4 protein-coding genes are annotated in these 4,231 nt (G+C 63.8%); 1 reads left to right on the top strand and 3 read right to left on the bottom strand.

Annotation, left to right across the window (positions count from 1 at the left end):
* Positions 1-819, bottom strand: an 819-nt coding sequence (locus tag ACIQ17_RS31560; protein WP_398473461.1) for an MFS transporter, incomplete at its 3' end; no start/stop codon positions are given.
* 101 nt (positions 820-920) lie between these two features.
* On the opposite strand from ACIQ17_RS31560, the gene ACIQ17_RS31565 reads away from it, so the two are divergent.
* On the top strand, positions 921-1,826 hold the full coding sequence (locus ACIQ17_RS31565; RefSeq protein WP_398473462.1) for a LysR family transcriptional regulator: 906 nt from the start codon (positions 921-923) through the stop codon (positions 1,824-1,826).
* A gap of 10 nt (positions 1,827-1,836) precedes the next feature.
* Here ACIQ17_RS31565 and murG read toward each other — a convergent pair whose 3' ends face one another.
* Together murG and ftsW are read right to left on the bottom strand one after the other, a co-directional pair.
* Positions 1,837-2,940 (bottom strand): undecaprenyldiphospho-muramoylpentapeptide beta-N-acetylglucosaminyltransferase, encoded by a 1,104-nt coding sequence (gene murG / locus ACIQ17_RS31570; protein ID WP_398473463.1) that lies wholly within the window; start codon positions 2,938-2,940, stop codon positions 1,837-1,839.
* Complete coding sequence (ftsW, locus tag ACIQ17_RS31575; protein ID WP_398473464.1) at positions 2,940-4,088, bottom strand: putative lipid II flippase FtsW; 1,149 nt, start codon at positions 4,086-4,088, stop codon at positions 2,940-2,942. The genes murG and ftsW overlap by 1 nt, the downstream gene beginning before the upstream one ends.
* Positions 4,089-4,231 lie beyond the last annotated feature (143 nt).

Raw genomic sequence — 4,231 nt, forward strand, 5'->3', positions numbered from 1 at the left:
CAGCAAGCTGCCGAGCACCGTGGGAAGCAGCCAGCGATCCGCGAGGCGGCCGCCGACCAGATTGCCGATCACCAGACCGCCACCGAAGACCAGCAGGATCGGTGAGACTGCGGCGTCGGAAAAGCCGGCGAGCCGCGTCAGGATCGGCGCGATATAGGTGAAGACGGCAAACACGCCGACCCAGCTCAGGACCGTGGTCAGCAGACCCATCAGCACCTGCGGCCGCGCCAGCACCGCCAGATCCTGCTTCAGGTTCGACGCTGCGGGCTTCTCGCGATCCTTCGGCACGAAGGCCGCGATGATCGCGAGGGCAAGCAGCCCCACAAGCGTCACGGCATAGAACGTCGCGCGCCAGCCGAAATGCTGGCCGAGCCATGTGCCGAACGGTACGCCGAGAATATTCGCGACGGTGAGACCGGTGAACATCACGGCGATCGCCGATGCCTTCTTGTTGGCCGGCACCAGCGTGGTGGCTACCACCGAGCCAACGCCGAAGAAGGTGCCGTGGGCGAAAGCTGTCAGCACGCGCGCGGCCATCAGGCTCCAATAGTCCGGGGCAACGGCACAAGCGAGATTGCCGATGGTGAAGATACCCATCAGCACCAGCAGCACCATCTTGCGCGGCCAGCGGCCGGTGGCGACGGTCATGATCGGCGCGCCGACCACGACGCCCAACGCATAGCCGGAGATCAGCAAGCCGGCGGCGGGAATGGAGACGCCGAGATCCCGGCCGACCTCGATCAATAGACCCATGATAACGAATTCGGTGACGCCGATTCCGAAGGCGCCGGCGGTAAGCGCGTAGAGTGCGAGTGGCATGGCAAAATCCGTGCATAGAGGTTCGATGCGACGGATATGGACCGGTCGGTATAGATGAGATAGACTTCTAGAAGGAACAACATTTGTGAACTGAACTCACAATGAGCCGACTGGACGTCAATCGCTCCGGCGAGATGGAAGTCTTTACCCGCGTGGTCGAACTCGGCGGCTTCTCCACAGCGGCCCGTGCCTTCCAGATGACGCCCTCCGCCGTCAGCAAGCTGGTCGCGCGGCTGGAGGCGCGGCTTGGTGTCCGGCTGATCAACCGCTCGACGCGAAAATTGCAACTGACGCCGGAAGGCACTGCCTTCTATGAGCGCGCCCTGCGCATCCTCGATGAGATGGCGGCCGCCGAGCGCGAGGCAGCCGTTGGCGCGACACCGAGCGGATTGCTACGCGTCAATACCAGCGTCCCATTCGGGCTTCATTGCCTGCTGCCGCTGCTGCCGGGTTTCGCGAAACGCTATCCCGAGATCAAGGTCGATGTGACGCTGACCGATCTCGTCGTCGATCTGCTGGAGCAACGCGCCGATGTGGCGATCCGCGTCGGCCATATGCGCGAGTCACGTTTGCTCGCACGAAAACTCGGCGAGAGCCGGCTGGTCGTCGTCGGCTCCCCCGCCTATCTCGCTGAGCGCGGCACTCCGGCCACGCCCGACGATCTCGCGGAACACAATCTGCTCGATTTCTGCTTCGGCAAATGGAAGAGCGGCTGGCCATTCAAATTGCCGAACGGCGAAACGATCACTGTCATGCCCTCAGGCAACGCACTTGTGAGCGACGGCGAAGCCATGCATCGGATCACGGTCGCCGGCATGGGTCTGGCGCGGGTGGGACGCTTTCATGTGGAAGCGGATATCGCGGCGGGTCGCCTTGTGCCGGTGCTCGAACAGTTCAATCCTGGCGATATCGAGCCCATCCATGCGGTTTTCGTCGGTCACGGCGGACAACTTCCCGCACGCGTGCGGGCGTTTCTGGATTACATGGCCGAGAATGTGAGGCTGTAGTCGCCTCGCGTCACGAGATCTTCGCGACCTTCACCACCAGATCAGCCAGCCGATCCGCTGCATCCAGCCGACCGACCTTCTGTGCGTCACGGGCCATCTCGTTGAGACGCGCCGGCTCGCCGGCAAGCGCGGAGATTTCCGAAGCCAGGCGCAACGGCGTGAATTCGCTTTGCGGAATACGGATGGCGCCACCGGCATCCGCCAGCACGCCCGCATTCGCATGCTGGTCCTGATCGATGGCGCCCGGCAGCGGCACGAGGATCGACGGCCGGCCGATGGCCCCGAGTTCGGCGACAGTGCCGGCGCCGGACCGCGAGATGACGAGATGGCTCGACGCCAGACGCGCCGGCAGGTCGCTGAAGAACGGCGCAAGCTCGGTCTTGATCTTGAGCTGGTCATAGATTGCCCGGACGCGCGGCATGTCCTCCTCACGCACTTGCTGCGTCAGGATCATGCGGCTCCACAGCGACGGCTCGAGCTTCTCGATGGCCGGCGGCACGATATCCGACATGATGCGAGCGCCCTGGCTACCACCGACAACAAGCAGACGGAACGGCGCTGTCAGATCAGGCGCGCTGTAAGTCACGGCGGCCGCAGCGAGGATCGCCGGACGCATCGGCGTGCCGGTGGTCGTGGTTTTTTGTGCCAGTTCAGGATCGCGGTCGAGCACGCCGGGCAGCGACGTGGCGATCGCACTGACCTTCTTCGACAACAGCCGATTGGCACGGCCCATCACCGCGTTGGATTCATGGAACAGGCTTGGAATGCCGAACAGTCTTGCCGCAAAAAGCGGCGGCAGCGTCGGATAACCGCCGAAGCCGATCACCGCGGCGGGCTTCTGACGCATCATCAGGCTCACCGCCATCGCCGTGCCGGCAGCCAGCATCACGCCGGTGCGTGCCAGCGACAGCGGATTGCGCGAACGCACCGTCTCGCTCGGCACCACATCGATCATGTCGCGCGAGAACAGCCCGCTATATTTCAGCGCACGCGCATCGGTAACGAGGCGCACGCGCAGGCCACGCCTCATCAGCGCGACGCCGAGCGCTTCCGCCGGAAACAGATGGCCACCGGTGCCGCCAGCGGCGAGCAGGATGAGGGGAGCGTTGCTCATCACGCGTATGTGCGCGCGACTTGCGCGTCGATGGCTTCGATCTCGGTGCGCGGCCGCATGCGCGTGAGCGCGAGCAACATGCCCACACTGTAAGCGAGAGAGATCATCGATGAACCGCCATAGGAGATGAAAGGCAGCGTCATGCCCTTGGCAGGAATGAGGTGCAGATTGACGGCCATGTTGATCGCCGCCTGCACGCCGAACAGGATCGCGAGGCCGGTGGCGGCAAAGCGCGAGAACATGTCTTCGGTGGCATAGGCCCGCGACAGCGCGCGAATGACGATGAAGGCGAACAGCGCGAGCAGAGCGAGGCAAAGCAGGATACCGAATTCCTCGGCACCTACGGCGAAGACGAAGTCGGTGTGGCTGTCCGGCAGGCTGCGCTTGGCGATGCCCTCCCCCGGACCGAGGCCATACCAGCCGCCATTGGAGAAGGCTTCCATGGCGGTATCGACCTGGAACGTGTCGCCCGAGGCCGGATCCATGAAGCGCTTGATACGGCCGGCGACGTGCGGAACCATGAAGTAAGCGAGGAACAATCCGCCCGCTGCGGCGCCGGCAAGGCCGGCCACCCAGACCATGCGCATGCCGGCGATGAAGAACAGCGATCCCCACGCCATCAGGATCAGCATGGTCTGGCCGAAATCGGGCTGCATCACCAGCAGCGACACCAGCATGATCAGGAGCACCACGGCCATCGAGGTAGCGGGCACGTCAGGCTTGCGGATCGATTCCGAGAACAGCCAGGCGGCGATGACGACGAAAGCGGGCTTGGCGGATTCCGACGCCTGAATGTTGATGCCGAGGATGGTGATCCAGCGCTTGGCGCCCTTCACTTCCGGCCCGAAGGCCAGCGTCGCGACGATCAACAGCACCGACAGCGCGAAGACGATCAGCGCCGAGCGACGGATTTGCCGCGGTGACATGAAGGACACGCCGATCAGCACGATGATCGACGGCAGCATGAACAGGATGTGGCGGTTGAAGAAGTGGAACGGGTCGAGGCCGATGCGTGTCGCCACCGGGGGGGAAGCAGCCAGCGACAGGATCACGCCAGCCAGCATCAGCGCGACGATCGCCGCCAGCAGCAGGCGGTCCACGGTCCACCACCATTCGCTGAGCGGGGTGCGATGTTCGCGAGTGATCATGGGGGCGCATCCTGCGGATCGATAAGCTTTTATCGATGCGGCATTACGGTTGCCAGAGGGTTAATGGATCGTGAAAAAGTGGATCGTTGTAGGATGGGTTGAGCGCAGCGATACCCATCACCGCATGCGCGTGGTCCTGATGG

It is taken from the genome of Tardiphaga sp. (genome assembly GCF_044340795.1).
Classification (GTDB): Bacteria; Pseudomonadota; Alphaproteobacteria; order Rhizobiales; family Xanthobacteraceae; genus Tardiphaga.